Origin of the sequence: Citrobacter sp. CK199, from assembly GCF_030333285.1 — a bacterium.
GTDB lineage: Bacteria > Pseudomonadota > Gammaproteobacteria > Enterobacterales > Enterobacteriaceae > Citrobacter_B > Citrobacter_B koseri.
On sequence record NZ_JAOWGF010000024.1, the window covers coordinates 704,667 to 721,342 of the forward strand.

12 protein-coding genes are annotated in these 16,676 nt (G+C 55.0%); 3 read left to right on the forward strand and 9 right to left on the reverse strand.

Annotated elements, in window-relative coordinates:
• From wcaA to OGX75_RS07495, 4 genes are all read right to left on the reverse strand, one after another.
• Entirely contained in the window at window positions 1-843 is an 843-nt protein-coding gene (gene wcaA, locus OGX75_RS07480) for a colanic acid biosynthesis glycosyltransferase WcaA (protein ID WP_024130193.1), read from the reverse strand.
• 114 nt (window positions 844-957) lie between these two features.
• Window positions 958-3,120 carry a tyrosine-protein kinase Wzc gene (gene wzc, locus OGX75_RS07485; protein ID WP_012131701.1) on the reverse strand — a complete coding sequence of 721 codons (2,163 nt, stop codon included), beginning with the start codon at window positions 3,118-3,120 and terminating at the stop codon, window positions 958-960.
• A 2-nt stretch (window positions 3,121-3,122) separates the two neighbouring features.
• A complete protein-coding gene (wzb, locus tag OGX75_RS07490) occupies window positions 3,123-3,566 on the reverse strand; it encodes a low molecular weight protein-tyrosine-phosphatase Wzb (RefSeq protein WP_012131700.1) in 444 nt (147 codons plus the stop codon).
• A gap of 5 nt (window positions 3,567-3,571) precedes the next feature.
• Window positions 3,572-4,711, reverse strand: coding sequence for a polysaccharide export protein (locus tag OGX75_RS07495; RefSeq protein ID WP_012131699.1), 1,140 nt, complete (start codon window positions 4,709-4,711; stop codon window positions 3,572-3,574).
• 691 nt (window positions 4,712-5,402) lie between these two features.
• On the opposite strand from OGX75_RS07495, the gene OGX75_RS07500 reads away from it, so the two are divergent.
• Window positions 5,403-6,986: a TerC family protein gene (locus OGX75_RS07500; protein WP_286451224.1), complete on the forward strand. Its 1,584-nt coding sequence runs from the start codon at window positions 5,403-5,405 to the stop codon at window positions 6,984-6,986.
• Window positions 6,987-7,155: 169 nt separating this feature from the next.
• On the opposite strand, the gene asmA is transcribed toward OGX75_RS07500, so the two are convergent.
• From asmA to udk, 3 genes are all read right to left on the reverse strand, one after another.
• Window positions 7,156-9,009, reverse strand: coding sequence for an outer membrane assembly protein AsmA (gene asmA, locus OGX75_RS07505; protein WP_114647336.1), 1,854 nt, complete (start codon window positions 9,007-9,009; stop codon window positions 7,156-7,158).
• Between the two features lie 21 nt (window positions 9,010-9,030).
• Entirely contained in the window at window positions 9,031-9,612 is a 582-nt protein-coding gene (gene dcd, locus OGX75_RS07510; protein ID WP_012131692.1) for a dCTP deaminase, read from the reverse strand.
• 91 nt (window positions 9,613-9,703) lie between these two features.
• Complete coding sequence (udk, locus tag OGX75_RS07515; protein ID WP_024130192.1) at window positions 9,704-10,345, reverse strand: uridine kinase; 642 nt, start codon at window positions 10,343-10,345, stop codon at window positions 9,704-9,706.
• A gap of 327 nt (window positions 10,346-10,672) precedes the next feature.
• Here udk and OGX75_RS07520 point away from each other — a divergent pair, with 327 nt between their 5' ends.
• Window positions 10,673-14,002: a diguanylate cyclase gene (locus OGX75_RS07520; RefSeq protein WP_286451223.1), complete on the forward strand. Its 3,330-nt coding sequence runs from the start codon at window positions 10,673-10,675 to the stop codon at window positions 14,000-14,002.
• Here OGX75_RS07520 and alkA read toward each other — a convergent pair.
• Window positions 13,970-14,839 (reverse strand): DNA-3-methyladenine glycosylase 2, encoded by an 870-nt coding sequence (gene alkA, locus OGX75_RS07525; RefSeq protein ID WP_104868465.1) that lies wholly within the window; start codon window positions 14,837-14,839, stop codon window positions 13,970-13,972. The two genes, OGX75_RS07520 and alkA, sit on opposite strands and share 33 nt — an antisense overlap.
• A 135-nt stretch (window positions 14,840-14,974) precedes the next feature.
• Here alkA and yegD point away from each other — a divergent pair, with 135 nt between their 5' ends.
• Window positions 14,975-16,327 carry a molecular chaperone gene (yegD, locus tag OGX75_RS07530; protein WP_286451222.1) on the forward strand — a complete coding sequence of 451 codons (1,353 nt, stop codon included), beginning with the start codon at window positions 14,975-14,977 and terminating at the stop codon, window positions 16,325-16,327.
• Window positions 16,328-16,426: 99 nt separating this feature from the next.
• On the opposite strand, the gene OGX75_RS07535 is transcribed toward yegD, so the two are convergent.
• Entirely contained in the window at window positions 16,427-16,486 is a 60-nt protein-coding gene (locus tag OGX75_RS07535; RefSeq protein ID WP_114848278.1) for a type I toxin-antitoxin system Ibs family toxin, read from the reverse strand.
• Between the last annotated feature and the right edge of the window lie 190 nt (window positions 16,487-16,676).

Below are 16,676 nucleotides of genomic sequence, written 5' to 3' on the forward strand. Positions count from 1 at the left end.
TTAACGCCCCCGCAGTCCGTCAGCCAGGCGTTTGCCGTTACGCACAGAAAACAGCGTCAGCAACGTGCGCCAGGTCATTCGCTTATTGCGGATCTGGTACAGCGTAAACAGCTGATACTTTTTGCTGGCGCGGTCGAATTTGTCTTTATGCTTGCGGTAGAAATGGAAGTAGCCGGAGAACTTTTTCGGCGAGGAGGTGATCTGCATTTCACCGTGATTGATGTGCAGAATCTGCGTCGCCTCTTCTACTTTCCACGGTTCGCCGTACTCAACCACCATACGCAGGAAAATATCGTAGTCCTGCGCGGCTTTCAGTTCGGTATCAAACAGGCACTCTTTAAAACGCCAGGCCCAGGTAAAGACCTGATTGCCAATGATATTGCGTTTATAAAAAAGACGGCGTGAGTAAGGCGACTTCGGGTACAGCGGCAGACTGGCCGGCTGCGAGTAAACCTCGCCTTCACAGACATAGTCATTGGCGTATAAAAACGCGTGCGTTACCAGCTGATGCTTATGTTCAAGGAACACGCTCAGACGGTTCGGCGTCCATTCATCATCATCATCGATCCCGGTGATGTACTGCCCTTTCGCCTGCATAATGGCCTGATTACGCACCGCGCAGGCGCCGGAATTGATCGCATTGTGGGTGTAGCGCACGCGCGGGTCGTTTAACCCTTCAACAAACTGCTGCAACTGCTCATACGATGAGGAGCAGTCATCCACAATGATCATTTCCCAGTGGGTATAGTCCTGGCGCAGCACCGATTTAATCGCGCGAATCGCCAGTTGCTGCCGATTCCAGGTTGGCATGTAGATCGAAATCAGTGGGTTGTCTATTGTCATTCTCATTCCCCGGATAGTGTCGGATGGCGGCGTAAACACCTTATCCGGCCTACAGTCACCAGCAATTTTGTCGGCCCTGTAGGCCTGATAAGCGCAGCGTCATCAGGCGACTTATTATTTTGAATCCGACTTGTATTCGTACTCGTAGTAACCGTAATCCTGATAACCGGTCGCCCGTCGGAAGATGGAGTTGAGGATTACGCCTTTTACCGGAATGCCGTTCTGCTCAAAGCGGCTCAGGCTGGTTTCCACCTCTTTTAATGTGTTAACGGCGTAACGCGCCACCATCAGCGTGGTGCCGACATGCCGTCCGACGATTGCCGCATCGGTCACCGCCAGAATCGGCGGCGTATCGATTAAGACCAGGTCATAGTGCGCGCTGGCCCAGGCAATCAGTTCGCCAAAGCGCTCGCTCATCAGCAGTTCCGACGGGTTAGGCGGCACCTGTCCGCGCGGCACCAGATCGAAATGCGGGATGGAGGTGGGTTTGGCGCAGGAGGCGATATCCCCTTTGCCCACCAGAATGTCTGACAGACCATTCACGTTGTTGGTGCCCAGCAGCTCGTGGGTATAGCCTTTACGCATATCGCAGTCGATCAGCAGCACGCGTTTGTTGGTCTGGCTGATGACCGCCGCCAGGTTGGCGCAGACAAAGGTTTTGCCGATAGACGGGCTAACCCCGGTCAACATCAGCACATTGTTTTGCGCCTGCATCATGGCGAAATGCAGACTGGTACGCAGGCTACGCACCGCCTCAATCGCCAGATCGGTTGGATTCCCCACCGCCAGCAACTGGCTCTGTTTGTAGCGCTTAACGCCCTTAATCGTTTTGACGTTATCGCGCGCTTTCTGCCACTCCGACAGCGGAATGCTGGCATAGACGCTGATGCCGTGTTCTTCGAGCACCTGCGGACTTTCAATCCCACGGTTAAACAGCGAACGCAGCAACACGCCGACGATAGAGAGCATCAGGCCAAGAATAATGCTGCCAAGAATAATCAGCGCTTTTTTCGGCTTCAGCACGCCCGGCTGGGCAATCGCCGGGTCAACAATACGCACATCCCCGACGGTACTGGCCTCGGTGATCTTCAGCTCCTGCTGCTTGTTCAGCAGTTGCATATAAACCTGCTGACCGGATTCGACGTCGCGCGTCAGACGCACAATTTCCTGCTGCGTTTTCGGCATTGCCGTCACCCGCCCGTTCAGTTTGGCTTTTTCGTCTTCCAGCGCTTTACGTTTTTCCAGCAGCGTGCGGTAAGCCGGATGCGCTTTAGTAAACAGCTTGGAGATTTCCGCCTCTTTGAAGGTCAGTTCGTTAAGCTGAGCGTCGATATTCACCATCGAATCCAGCACCGCCTTGGCCTCCAGCGGTAAGTCCACGGAGTCTTTATCCTGACGGAAGGCGTTGAGTTTGTTTTCCGCGACGTCCAGGCGACTGCGCACTTCCGGCAACTGTTTCGCCAGGAACGCCAGGCTTTTCGCCGCTTCCGCAGATTTCCGCTCAACGTTCTGTTCGAGATAGTTGCGGGTGATGCTGTTGAGAATATCGCGGATCTGATCCTTGTCTTCACCGGTGAAGGCCAGGCTCAATACGCCGGTATCTTTGCCGTTTTCCGTCACGGTCAGGTTGTTTTGCAAATTGTTGATCATCCCAAGCGTGGAGAATTTAGTGACGGTAAATTCACTGTCCGGGCGGGCATGGATAGCGCTCACCATCATCGTCACGCCGTCTTTACTCAGCAGTTGCCCGGCCTGACCGCGCGCGCTAAAGCCGCCGTCGCTGGTCAGTTCGTAGGTTTTGTCACTCAGCACGTTAAGCGTGAAAACCTGCTCGCCCATCTCTTTTGGACGGGTGAACGTTGTCACTTTCACCGTCTCATTCTGCCGCCCCATCAGACGCTCCCAGCCTGCGCCAAACAGCGGGAAGGTGTTTTTGGTGACGGAGATATCCAGGTCGAGATCGTCAACGGTTTTCCCCAGAACCAGACGCGACTGAATCAGCTGAATTTCCGCTTCTGATGCCGGCGGTTTATTGGCCAGCGCAGAGCCAATATCCTGCACCAGCGAGTTACCGGTATTTTGCTCGATTTGTACCAGCGCGTCGGCGCTGTAAATCGGCGTGGCGAATAGCGTGTAAATCACGGCGCACAGCGCAAATACCGCCGTAATGCCAAGCACCCACCAGCGCGCTTCAATGACGGTTCCCACCAGGCGACCGATATCGATTTCATCACTGCCCGTTACCGGAGCGGCAAGCTGTTTTACTTTTTCTGTCATTGTTATACCTGCTCTGCGTTCAATGCCTGCGCCCATTGGCGAGCAGACCTTTCAAGTAATGTGTACACCGCTTCAAACGCCTCGCGACTTTTGCGATACGGATCGGGTATTTCACGCTCGCTATCCCAGTGGCCGAACAACATCACTTTCCCGCGCATCTCTGGCGCCATTTCGCACAGTCTGGCGATATGGCGTTTTTCCATCGCCAGAATCAGGTCATAATCCCGGCACATACGCCCGGAGATCTGGCGGGCGCAATGACCTTCAAGAGAGAGGTTATGCGCCGCCGCCACGCTGACCGCCGACCGGTCGGCGCCCCTTCCCACCAGCGCGCCCAGCCCGGCGGACTCCACCGTTAACGACGGGTGATAACTTTTCAGCAAGCGCTCTGCCGTCGGGGAACGGCAAATGTTCCCCACGCAAACAACTAAGATTTTGTTAAACATGACGTTTACCAGTTATGAATGTCGCTGGCCGTATCCGTCATATAACGGACACCGCTGATGGTCGGCAGCAACTGATTGATCAGACGGTTCCAGCGCGCAACCGGTGCGGTCGTGACGTACACCACATCGTAAGGTTGCAGTCGGAACTCCGTCGCCATCACCAGAGAGGTGGCATCAGACATATCAAGCTGATAAATATTGGCGATCTTGCCATTGCGTCCGCCCTCGCCTTTCAGCGGTCGAATCACGAAGATGCCGCTGGCATTGGAGGTGGTCAGGTCGATACCTTCCGCCGTACCCAATGCTTCGGTGAGCGTCATACCGCTGAAGTCCATTTTGAGGGTGCTCTGTTTCTTCACTTCACCCATCACGAAGACTTTCAGATCGTCATTACGCGGTACAAACAGGATGTCGCCGGGGTAGAGCAACCGGTTCTGGCTGAGATCGCCGTTTTGCATCAGCGCCTGCAAAGAAATTCGCTGCTCCTGGCCATTGTGCGTCAGCACGACGTTGCGCCAGTCGGCGTTTTCGGTCAGGCCGCCGGCGGCGTTGATGGCATCAAGAACGGTGAGCGGCACGTTGGTGATCGCCTGCTGGCCGGATTTATTCACCTGCCCGGAAACATACGCCTTCTGCGAGCGGAAAGCGGCGATATTAACGTCCACCTGCGGGTCAGCAATGTACTTCGCTAAGCGCCCGGTAATATCACTGCGAATTTCACCCAGCGTTTTGCCCACCACAGTCACTTTGCCGATGTAGGGATAAAACATGGTGCCATCGGGTTGAACCCAGTTGCCGGTATCACTGGAGCTGCGGTACTGCCCGGCGGGCGTGGTCAGTTCCGGGTGATCCCAGACCGTCACATTCAAAACATCGCCTGGGCCGACGCGGTACTGGTAGCTTGAGATCTCCTGGTCCAGTGACATATTGGGCTGCGCCACATTTGGACGTGGTCGTAATTGCTCCACCAGACGCGGCGTCAACGGATAGACATTCACCATACGGTCGAGATCAAAGTCAGCGTCTTGCTGTTTGATCACGTCTTTACCCATCGTAGACATATTGCTGCCCGGAAGTACTGTGCAACCACTTATCAAGGTTACCGACACCAATAATGGCATCAATTTCATTTTGGATTTCATCATTGATTATTTATCACTTTGGCAGAGTAATTATCCCGTGCAATTTAAATAGCGACTTCGCCTGTACACATTTACATTGCAGTTAATTGAAAAGAAATTTAACTGGCATCAGTCCTAAAAAATTTGGATTCATCCGTAGGCTATTGACAGAATAATTCAGACTTGTCACCAGGTTATCAGACACGCTACCGCCCTTGGCTTTTTAGCTACCAATACACTGATTAATTTAGGTTTTTATAATCCTCTTTATTTCCTCTTCTTCGCGACAGAGAAACATCACAGGAAATAAGAAAGTTACTCAGTAATGGCCTGCTTGACGGCGACAGGATATTTTTGTTGCCCACCATTAATGCTGCAAGAATTGTTGCAGTTAACGTAATAGCAGGCAAGGTAACAAGCCTGTACTTCACCCTTTTTAAGATTAATATTAAGCGTGGCGAAATTATAATTTTAGGATTTTATTGATGTTGACAAATTCTATATTTAACGCCAAACCTGCGATATTTCCGAAATATGTCCACATTAAAAAAACCGTACCATATGGAAACTTTATGGTTATTTTTCCGCCACGTTTTCAGCATAAAAGCCTGATATAAAAGAAAGAGAAATGACGTTATGTCATTGCATTTTGCGCCAGCTTTATCCATGATCGAATTGTGACAACTGTCATATAACGAAAGGTATTATTCTCATTATGGAATGGATTGCCGATCCATCAATCTGGGCCGGACTCGTCACGCTTATCGTCATCGAGTTAGTCCTCGGCATTGATAACCTGGTCTTTATTGCCATCCTCGCTGAAAAACTGCCGCCTGCGCAGCGCGATCGTGCGCGCATTACCGGGCTGCTGTTAGCGATGATCATGCGCCTGCTGTTGCTGGCGTCTATATCGTGGCTGGTCACGCTGACGAAGCCTCTCTTTAGCATACGCGACCTGAGCTTCAGCGCCCGGGATCTGATTATGCTGTTTGGCGGTTTCTTCCTGCTCTTTAAAGCCACGATGGAGCTCAACGAGCGGCTGGAGGGGAAAGACAGCGATAACCCCACCCAACGCAAAGGGGCGAAATTCTGGGGCGTGGTGGCGCAAATTGTGGTGCTGGACGCCATCTTCTCCCTCGATTCGGTCATTACCGCCGTGGGGATGGTCGAACACCTTGCGGTGATGATGGCGGCGGTGATTATCGCCATCAGCCTGATGCTGCTGGCCAGTAAATCCCTGACCCGGTTTGTGAACAGCCACCCGACCATCGTGATCCTCTGCCTCAGCTTCCTGCTGATGATCGGCTTCAGCCTGGTAGCGGAAGGGTTTGGCTTCCATATTCCGAAAGGCTATCTGTACGCCGCGATCGGCTTCTCGGTGATGATTGAAGCGCTGAACCAGCTGGCGATCTTCAACCGTCGTCGCTTCTTATCCGCCAACCATACGTTGCGCCAGCGCACCACCGAAGCGGTGATGCGTTTGCTCAGCGGGAAAAAGGAGGATGCCGAGCTGGATGCTGACACCTCCGCCATGCTGGCGGATCATGACGACAACCAGATTTTCAACCCGCAAGAGCGGCAGATGATTGAGCGGGTGCTGAACCTCAACCAGCGCACCGTCAGCAGTATCATGACCTCGCGCCATGATATTGAGCACATCGATCTCGACGCGCCTGAAGAGGAAATTCGCGCCCTGCTGGAAAAAAACCAGCATACGCGTCTGGTAGTGACCGGAGAGGACGAACAGGAAGAGTTGCTTGGCGTGGTGCATGTCATCGACCTGCTACAGCAATCGCTGCGCGGCGATCCGCTCGATCTGCGGGCGTTGATCCGTCAACCGCTGGTGTTTCCTGAAACGCTGCCGCTGCTTCCGGCGCTGGAGCAGTTCCGTAACGCCCGTACGCATTTTGCTTTTGTCGTGGATGAGTTTGGTTCCGTTGAAGGGATCGTGACCCTGAGCGACGTCATGGAAACCATCGCCGGTAATCTGCCGAACGAAGTGGAAGAGATCGACGCCCGTCACGATATTCAGAAAAACCCGGACGGCTCCTGGACCGCCAACGGCCATATGCCGCTGGAAGATCTGGTGCAGTACGTTCCGCTGCCGCTGGATGAGAAACGCGAGTACCACACCATCGCGGGGTTGTTGATGGAATACCTGCAACGCGTGCCGAAAACCGGAGAAGAGGTTCAGGTGGGAGATTACCTGTTGAAAACCTTGCAGGTTGAGAGTCACCGCGTACAGAAAGTGCAGATTATTCCGTTACGTAGCGATGACGAGTTAGATTACGAGGTGTAAGGCTGAACGACATGCCGGGTGGCGACTGACGCCTTACCCGGCCTACGGTTGTGTCGTTGTAGGCCTGATAAGCGCAGCGCCATCAGGCGTAGGGTGTTGCCGGGTGGCGGCTGACGCCTTACCCGGCCTACACATGCTGTCTGTTTTCACAGCCGGCATTCAGATTCGCTTACAGCTTATCCAGCAGCTTCTTCACGTCTTTACCGTTGCGGGTCTCTTTATTACGATCCGCCCAGTCGCTCAGACGACGTTTTGCTTCATCCTGCAAATGCTTACGCAGAATCTGGTCAACCTGGAGATTGTAATTCAGCGCCTGCCACTTACCGTATACGCGCAGCGGAACCGGCGTCTCTTTCAGGAAATCAATCAGCTTGCTTTCACCTGTCCAGCCGCCCAGCACGCGCACGTTAAACTGCGTGTCGCAGGTCTGCTCAACAAGATTCAACGCGCCATTACCGGAAACCGCCAGTATTGCAGACTGCCCTTCCATGCTGCCCAGCGTGAGCTTACCGTTATCCAGCGCCAGGTCGGTGACAAAGCGATCCAGGCGGGTCGCGTTATCAAAATTCTGCTGCGATTGCTGCACATCGCCACCGCTACGCGTTACCGCCTGCTGCACCAGTTGCTGGAAGTTCATCCCTTCCATACGCGTGTCGCGCATTTCAACATGCGCCTGCCCTTGCCAGCTGTGACGAAACGCCTGGGCGTCAATATCCGCGCCGGAAAAATCACCCGCCAGCGACATTTTGCCGGTCAGCGCGATGGGATAGTCAAACGCGTTCAGAATCGTGCCAATTTCCACATCTTCAAGGCGCGGCTGGAACACGGCGCGCGGATTTGCCGCTCTCGCGTCCAGCGTACCGGGCAGAGAAATCTCACCGCCGTCGAGTTTCCCCTGCAACTCGACGATATTCAGCAAACCGGCCTGATTCGTCATTTTCGCCGACACGTCGGTAAACGCCATGCCACGCCACTGCGCGTTATCCGCCCGCAGAGAGAGGGCCGCAGAAAACCCTTTTAGCCCCTGATAAGCGGGTTCATCAACGCGGGACGCGATAACCGGCCGCGGCCGCGTCGACTGCTGCCCCGTTTGCGCCACGTTTTTGGATGTGCTTGCCACGTCATTTCGCGGAAGAAGGTTATCCAGATTCAGCTTGCCAAATTGCAGATCGATCGCCCATTCCGGCTCATCGCTCAGCGTCACCTGAGCCTGTCCGGTCAGGGTGCTGTCGTTGGCGGTTAAACTGAGCTGACTGAAAGAGAGCCTTTTTTGCCCTTCCTGCCACTGCGCCTGTAATTGCCCCTGGCCCTGAATACCCTGTTTCGGTAAATCGGCTCCCTGCAACTGCCAGTTGAGCTGCTCGATACCGGCCGTTAAGTTGTGCGGATAGTCAGACGCATCGACCGTTCCGTTGAAGGAGAGCGAGAGATCGCGCTGATCGCGGTTCACCCGCCCGGAAAAATCAAACGTCCCGCGATGCTGTTCATCCTGCTCCATTTGCAGGCGAATATCGCGAACCGTAATTTGCTCGTCGTCTTCATGCTGGAACACCAGCACGCTGTCAGCAACGCGTAAGCTGCTGATATCAAAAGACCAGCCACGGTCTTCCGGGACATCCGGCAGCGTATTGTCTTTTGGCGCAACAGGCGCGTCTTCCCGGCGCGCCGCTTCCGTCTGCGGCGTCAACTGGATGACCGCGCCTTTGAGCATCACCTGTTCAACCTTCAACTGATGACTAAGAAGCGGCCATAGCGCAACGTCCAGGCGCATATTGTCGGCCCGAACCAGGGGTTCGCTGGCGCCTTCCGCCGTCAGCGCCATCCGTCCAGAGAGGATGCTGAGTTGAGGCCATACGTGCCAGCGCAGAGGGCCATCCAGTTGCAGTTGATATCCGCTACGCGCAGCGACCTGCTGCACCATATACGCGCGGAAATCATTCGGATTCACCAACATCACCAACGCCGAGAAACCGGCCACCAGCACGACCAGGAGAATCATCAGCGTCGTCAGAAATCGTCTCATGCTATCCTCAGTGGAGCAGACTCAGTCTTTGTCAATCCGGCTGGCAACAGCGCCTTGCTGATCGCGGTATTTCGCATCCTGACGACGGTTATAAGGGCGTGCGGCAGGGCCGGAGAGCGGCTCAAAGCTCAGGGCGCCAATCAGCATTCCCGGACGCAGGGCCAGCGGTAATTTCCCGGAGTTGTAGAACTCCAGAACGATGCAACCGGACCAGCCGGGATCGATACGGTGCGCGGTAACGTGCACCATCAGCCCAAGACGCGCCAGCGAGGAACGGCCATCCAGCCACCCCACGAGATCCGGCGGCAGCGTGACGGACTCAAAGGTCACGGCCAGCGCCAGCTCGCCCGGATGAAGATAAAACGCGTCGCCTTCATCCAGCACGATTTCATCGCTCATCACGCGATCCAGCGCAGCGCTGACCTCATCCTTCGGGCCGCTTAAATCAATAAACGCAGCCGTGTGGCCACGAAATGTACGAAATTTATTGCCAAGGCGCACATCCACCGTCGCGCCATTAATACGCTCAACAGGAGGACGCGGGTTGATCGACAAGCGGCCTTCATCCAGCCAGGCTTCAATATCTCGGTCACACAAACGCATGGCACTTTCTCCTTTCGTGCATCAGGCCCTTAACGTTCAACGCGTCAAGGGCGAACCAGGTTATCACTGAACGGTACACAATTCGCTGGGCTTATTCAAAGAACTGACTGATTTTCGCTTTCAGAATATCAATCGCAATGCGGTTCTTACCGCCGCGCGGTACGATAATATCGGCGTATTGCTTGGAAGGTTCAATAAATTGCAGGAACATCGGGCGTACGGTTTTCTGGTACTGCGCCATCACCGAATCCATTGAACGCCCACGCTCGTTGACGTCGCGCTTAATACGGCGCATCAGGCAGATATCCAGCGGGGTATCGACAAAAATAGAGAAGTTCATCTCTTCACGCAAACGCGCGTCCGTCAGCAGCAAAATCCCTTCGAGAATAATGACTTTTTTGGGCTCGACGCGAACGGTTTCCTGCATGCGGGTATGTTCAACATAGCTGTATACGGGCAATTCAATCGCCGAACCGCGCTTGAGCGCTTGCAGATGCTGGAACAGCAAACTGTGATCCATCGCATTAGGATGGTCGTAGTTGGTTTTTACACGCTCTTCCATCGACAGATGGCTTTGATCTTTGTAATAGCTGTCTTCGGGAATAACGCCGATATGTTCATCACCCACTTGTTCACGCAATTCGCGATAAAGGGTACTGGCAATAAGACTCTTGCCGGAAGCCGATGCGCCAGCAATACCGATAATGACGCACTGATGAGACTGAACAGTCATAAATTTAGCGACCTGATTAACCTGGATGTTAGGGAGGGCGACGCCGAAGCGTCAAACGCGGCAATTATAGGGATTTCAGCGGCACGATACCAGTCGAGATAACAGAACGCTAAATTGCCGTCCATCTCTCCCTGTCGCAAATTAAAATGCTTATTTTTAAAGCAGCTGCCGGATTTATTCGTTTATGCCGGAATTAATCCCCCGGAGATGTCAAATTATGAGCCGCTGACGTATAAATCGTAAATTGTTTGTACTAGCATGATCCTGAATGAAAACTGACGCGTCCGGGCCCTCCGCGACGGCAAGGGCTATTCGGATAACGTGGTAATGAGTAAACAAACCCAACATGTTTTAGTTACCTTGCCTCACCCTCTACTGCGTCTCGTCAGTTTAGGTCTGCTCACCTTTATCTTTACACTCTTCTCGCTGGAACTGTCGCGTTTCGATACGCCGCTGGCGCCGCTGTGGTTCCCGACGTCAATCATGATGGTCGGTTTTTATCGCCACGCAGGACGGATGTGGCCGGGGATCGCACTGGTCTGTTCCCTCGGCAGCATAAGTGCGTCACTCGTTTTTTCTCCTGCCGGTTCGCTGAATTTTGGCTGGACGGCGATCAATATTATTGAAGCGGTGGTCGGCGCAATCCTGTTACGTAAGCTACTGCCCTGGTATAACCCCTTACAAAATCTGAATGACTGGCTCCGCCTGGCGACGGGCAGCGCGGTGATTCCACCGCTACTGGGAGGCGCGCTGCTCTGGCTGCTGATGCCCGAAGGGACGCCAGTAAAAACATTTTTGATTTGGATTCTGTCCGAGTCTATCGGCGCGCTGGCGCTGGTGCCATTAGGCTTGCTGTTTAAACCGCACTACCTGCTTCGCCATCGCGATCCCCGTTTACTGCTTGAAACGCTGCTTACGCTGACGATAACGCTGGGGCTAAGCTGGCTCTCTATGCTGTACGTTCCGTGGCCTTTCACCTGCATCATCGTTCTGCTGATGTGGAGCGCGATACGTCTGCCGCGTATGGAAGCGTTTCTGATCTTCCTCGCCACCGTCATGATGACGTCGCTGATGCTGGCATCCGACCCGGCACTGCTGTCAACGCCCAAAACATACGCCATGATGAACGTTCCCTGGCTGCCGCTTTTAATGATCCTGCTGCCCGTCAACATCATGACAATGGTGATGTACGCGTTTCGGGCGGAACAAAAAAATATCACGGAAAGCGAATTACGCTTTCGTAACGCGATGGAATATTCCGCGATCGGCATGGCGTTAGTGGGCACCGAAGGCCAATGGCTACAGGCCAACAAGGCATTGTGTCAGTTTCTTGGCTACAGCCAGGATGAACTGCGCGCCCTCACCTTTCAACAGCTCACCTGGCCTGAGGATCTGCATAACGACCTTGAACAGCTGAATATGCTGGTGCGCGGCGATATCAACAGCTATTCCATGGAGAAACGCTATTACACCCGCGACGGCGATGTGGTCTGGGCATTACTGGCCGTTTCACTGGTTCGCCATAGCGACAACACCCCGCTCTATTTCATTGCGCAAATTGAAGATATCAACGACCTGAAACATACCGAACGGGTAAACAAGCGCCTGATGGAGCGGATTACGCTGGCGAACGAAGCGGGCGGTATCGGCATCTGGGAATGGGAACTGCGGCCTGACGTGATCAGTTGGGATAAGCGCATGTTTGAGCTGTATGAGGTTCCGCCGCATATCAAACCCACCTGGCAACTCTGGCACGACTGCCTGTTGCCGGAAGACCGCGCGCCGACGGAAAAGATCATCCGCGAGTCTCTGGCGGCACGTCTCCCCTTTAAGCTCGAATTCAGGATTGGCGTAAAAGATGGCATCCGGCATATCCGCGCCCTGGCGAACCGGGTGCTGGATAAAGACGGCGACGTGGAACGTCTGCTTGGCATCAACATGGACATGACCGAAGTCAAGCAGCTTAACGAGGCGCTGTTTCAGGAAAAAGAGCGCCTGCACATTACGCTGGACTCCATCGGGGAAGCGGTTGTCTGTATTGACGTCGATATGAACGTAACCTTTATGAACCCTGTCGCCGAAAAGATGAGCGGCTGGCAGCAGGAGCATGCGATCGGCATCCCGCTGCTGACGGTATTGCGCATCACTTTTGGCGATAGCGGCCCGCTGATGGAAAATATCTATAGCGCGGATATGTCGCGTTCCGCCATTGAGCAGGATGTGGTGCTTCACTGTCGCAACGGCGGTCGCTACGACATTCATTACAGCATTACGCCGCTCAGTACGCTGGATGGCGGGAATATCGGCTCCGTACTGGTCATTCAGGACGTCACGGAATCGCGGAAAATGCTGCGCCAGCTCAGCTACAGCGCCTCTCATGACGCCCTCACCCACCTGGCTAACCGGGTCAGTTTTGAAGGCCATCTTAAAGAAATCCTGCTTACGGTACGCGATACGCGCCAGCATCATGCGCTGGTCTTTATTGATTTAGACCGCTTTAAAGCCGTTAACGACAGCGCTGGGCATGCCGCAGGCGATGCGCTGCTTCGCGAACTGGCCGCCTTAATGCTCAGTATGCTGCGTTCCAGCGATATGCTGGCCCGCCTGGGCGGGGACGAATTTGGCCTCCTGCTGCCGGATTGCAATATCGACAGCGCACGCTTTATTTCTACGCGGATCGTCAACGCGATTAATGAATACCGCTTTACGTGGGAAGACCGTGAACACCCCATTGGCGCCAGCGCCGGGATCACGCTAATCAATAACGCCAATCGCCGGGCGGCAGACGTGATGTCCCAGGCGGATATCGCCTGCTATGCCTCTAAAAACAACGGTCGGGGACGTGTCACCGTGTACGAAGCGCAGCAGGAACAGGCGCACAGCGAGCGGGAAGTTACGTCTCAGGATGAACAATGGCGCATAATCAAAGATAACCCTCTATTGATGATCGCCCGCGGGGTCGCGTCGCCGCGCATCCCTGAAACGTGCGGTTTTTGGCTGATCTCGCTGCGGCTGTGGACCAGCGACGGCGAAATCATGGAGGAGCAGGCATTCCGCGCAGGGCTAACCGATCCCGAACTCAGCCACGCTCTCGATCGTCGCGTGTTTCAGACATTTTTCCAGCACGCGGCATCCACCGTCGCCAGTAAGGGGGTGAGCATCGCCCTGCCGCTTTCCGCCGCCGGACTCAGCCGCGCAACATTCATTGATGAGCTGCTCGAACAGCTGGAGCGCAGCCCACTTCCGCCGCGCTTATTGCATCTGGTTATCCCCGCATATGTCCTGATGCAAGAGTCCGATAAGGCCATACCCGCGATACAGATACTGCGTCAGGCGGGCTGTCGCATTGTTCTCAGCCAGGTCAACCGTGACCTGGCGCTTTTCGATTGCTTAAGCGCCCACATGGCTGACTACCTGTTGCTTGATAGCGAACTCTGCGCCAGCCTTCACGGTAATTTAATGGATGAAATGCTGGTATCGATTATTCAGAGCCATGCGCAGCGGCTGGGCGTCAGAACCATTGCCGGCCCGGTACAAATGCCGCTGATCATGGATGCGCTTTCCGGTATTGGCATCGATCTGATTTACGGTGACGTCATTGCCGATGCCCAGCCGCTGGATCTGTTACTGAACACCAGTTATTTCGCCATCAACTGACGGCTGCCAGCCATCCGTATACCAGATATGCAGCAACGCGTAGGAGCGCCAGGGTTTCCAGCGCTCCGCATAACGGCGGATTTGCGCGGGCGTCATTCCCGAAAACCGCTGTTTAATCAGATAATCATCCGGCAAAAAGATATCTTTCGCCTGCCAGCCGCGCAGCGCGAAGTAGTTGGCCGTCCAGCGCCCAATCCCAGGAAAGGTTTGCAGGTTTTTCACCCCCAGCGCAATATCCGGCGGTGCGGACGTCTCTAACGTTCCATCCAGCGTCGCACGCGCCAGATGGATCAGCGCTTCCGCGCGTTTCAGCGGCATCCCCAATGCTTTAAGCGCGAATGGGTCCGCCGCCGCCAGCGTTTGCGGCGTGGGGAAACAGACATACTCCGGCGCGTCGGCAAGCACATCGCCATAACGACGGGCGACTTTCGCCGTCAGCTTTGCCGCCATCGCCACGCTGACCAGTTGCCCGAGTATCGCCCTTACGCCCTGTTCGAAGGCATCCACCGAGCCGGGCAGACGCAATCCCGGTCGCGCAGCCCCCAGACTGCCGAGCGCGTCGGCAATCTGATCGGGGTTACAGCGCAGATCGAACAGGCGTTCAATTTTTGCCAGACATTCTTCGGCGACGGGCAACAAGCCCGCGCTCAGGGTTACGCGCAGCGTATGCGTCTGGTGCTCCGGTACAACGGCGATCAGTCCCCGATGTTCTCCCGTCGCCAGACTGCGAACGTAACGCGCGGGTTCAACCGTTTCGACGCCGCTCACCGCACGCGCGGCGAGAAAACCCAACATCCAGGACCAGTCATAAGGCGGCTGCCAGCTTAGGATATACATTGCAACTCCTGTTTTTATTCTCCTTCAGCATAAACGCTATTCAAACGCCGCGCCTTGCTTTCATATTCCAGTTGTCGGGATTACAACATTTCGTTAAAGTCACGCCCCTTCTTCACTGGCATGGGGATTATTAAGGTGTTTATTGGTTTTGACTACGGCACGGCAAACTGTTCCGTTGCCGTCATGCGCGACGGGCAACCGCATCTGCTAAAAATGGAAAATAACAGCACGCTGTTGCCCTCAATGCTTTGCGCCCCGACGCGTGAAGCCGTCAGCGAGTGGCTGTACCGCCATCACGCGGTTCCGGCGACGGATGACGAAACGCAGGCGCTGTTGCGGCGCGCAATGCGCTACAACCGTGAAGAAGATATTGAGGTCGGCGCAGGCAGCGTGCAGTTCGGGCTGGCTTCGCTGAGCCACTACATTGACGACCCGGAAGAGGTTTACTTCGTTAAATCGCCAAAATCCTTCCTCGGCGCCAACGGCCTAAAACCGCAGCAGGTTGCGCTGTTTGAGGATCTGGTTTGCGCGATGATGTTGCACATCCGTCATATGGCGCAAACGCAGTTGCCGGAAAGCATCACGCAGGCGGTGATTGGTCGACCGATTAACTTTCAGGGGCTGGGGGGCGACGAAGCTAACCGCCAGGCGCAAGGCATTCTGGAGCGCGCGGCAAAACGCGCCGGTTTTCAGGATGTCGTCTTCCAGTTTGAACCGGTTGCGGCGGGTCTGGATTATGAAGCCACGTTGCAGGAAGAGAAGCGCGTACTGGTGGTGGATATTGGCGGCGGGACGACCGACTGTTCATTGCTGCTGATGGGGCCGCAGTGGCATCAGCGCGCTGACCGCGCCTCCAGCCTGCTCGGGCACAGCGGCTGTCGCGTGGGCGGTAACGACCTGGACATCGCGCTGGCGTTTAAACACCTGATGCCGTTGCTGGGCATGGGCGGCGAAACCGAAAAAGGCATCGCATTGCCGGTTCTGCCGTGGTGGAACGCTGTCGCGATCAATGATGTTCCCGCACAGAGCGATTTCTACAGCAGCGCCAACGGTCGCCTGCTCAACGAGCTGGTTCGGGACGCCCGCGATGCGGATAAAGTCGCGCTGCTGCTTAAAGTCTGGCGTCAGCGCCTCAGCTATCGTCTGGTACGCAGCGCGGAGGAGAGCAAAATCGCCCTGTCCGGGCAGCCCGATATCCTCACCACGCTGCCGTTTATCAGCGATGAGCTGGCGACGTCTGTCAGTCAGCAGGGGCTGGAAGCCGCGCTGAGCCAGCCGCTGGCGCGTATTCTGGAGCAGGTACAGCTGGCGCTGGACAATGCGCAGGAAAAACCGGATGTCATCTATCTGACCGGCGGCAGCGCACGCTCACCGCTGATCAAAAACGCGCTGGCGGAGCAGTTGCCGGGCATTCCGATTGCTGGCGGCGATGACTTCGGTTCCGTCACCGCCGGTCTTGCGCGATGGGCGGACGTCGTATTTCGTTAACCGCCTCGCAAGCTGAGCGGCTTGCAGATTGACATTATTTTTGCTGTGGCTTATTTTCAGGAGTGAGGGTTAGGGAGGGTTTCCCCTCCCCCTGGTGTCTTAGTCAGTCTGAAAGCTAATCACTAAGAGTATCACCAGTATGATGACGCACTTCATCATAACCCTTTCCTTATTTTAGCCCCTTCCTCGGGAGGGGCTTTCCCGTTCCAGCGTCCTGCTGAAAGCTGTGGCTTACCTCCTTTTTTTGCCGTGCCGCCACTCTAACGTAAGAGTAAATATCCGTGTTTTTCATGGGTGATTGTTGCGTAACGCCTCGCAAAGGCCGACGTCATTCAGACGAATCCAGACA

Coding starts and splice junctions, on each gene's coding strand:
- wcaA (WP_024130193.1), bottom strand. CDS start 843: ATGACAATAGACAACCCACTGATTTCGATCTACATGCCAACCTGGAAT.
- wzc (WP_012131701.1), bottom strand. CDS start 3,120: ATGACAGAAAAAGTAAAACAGCTTGCCGCTCCGGTAACGGGCAGTGAT.
- wzb (WP_012131700.1), bottom strand. CDS start 3,566: ATGTTTAACAAAATCTTAGTTGTTTGCGTGGGGAACATTTGCCGTTCC.
- OGX75_RS07495 (WP_012131699.1), bottom strand. CDS start 4,711: ATGATGAAATCCAAAATGAAATTGATGCCATTATTGGTGTCGGTAACC.
- OGX75_RS07500 (WP_286451224.1), top strand. CDS start 5,403: ATGGAATGGATTGCCGATCCATCAATCTGGGCCGGACTCGTCACGCTT.
- asmA (WP_114647336.1), bottom strand. CDS start 9,009: ATGAGACGATTTCTGACGACGCTGATGATTCTCCTGGTCGTGCTGGTG.
- dcd (WP_012131692.1), bottom strand. CDS start 9,612: ATGCGTTTGTGTGACCGAGATATTGAAGCCTGGCTGGATGAAGGCCGC.
- udk (WP_024130192.1), bottom strand. CDS start 10,345: ATGACTGTTCAGTCTCATCAGTGCGTCATTATCGGTATTGCTGGCGCA.
- OGX75_RS07520 (WP_286451223.1), top strand. CDS start 10,673: ATGAGTAAACAAACCCAACATGTTTTAGTTACCTTGCCTCACCCTCTA.
- alkA (WP_104868465.1), bottom strand. CDS start 14,839: ATGTATATCCTAAGCTGGCAGCCGCCTTATGACTGGTCCTGGATGTTG.